Origin of the sequence: Collinsella sp. TM06-3, from assembly GCF_003436395.1 — a bacterium.
GTDB lineage: Bacteria > Actinomycetota > Coriobacteriia > Coriobacteriales > Coriobacteriaceae > Collinsella.
On sequence record NZ_QSPG01000049.1, the window covers coordinates 1,118 to 1,467 of the forward strand.

Consider the following 350-nt stretch of genomic DNA (forward strand, 5'->3'; position numbering starts at 1 on the left):
CCCCCCCGTCGCGGTCGATCAGGCAGGCCCAGTGCGATGACTTGCCGACGTCCAGGCCGAGCACGGCCGCGGGCCTGGTGGATGGCGCTTTCACGGTGGTATCCTTCCGGTAGTCGTTCGACCGGATGGCCTCCCCCTCGGCACTCACATTACCAGCCGCGGCACCTGCCCGGCACTTTCCTATCAGCCGTCGGGGGCGGCGCGTCCCGCGCCGGCAGCACCCAACGGGCCCTCTCGGGGGCAGGGACGTTCGGCCGTGCGCGGGCGCCCGGTCGGCGGCCCGTTCTGGGCGCGCCTCAATCGTAGCCCGAGACGGTCCCGGGCTGACAATTTCGACTGTAATGGACGTT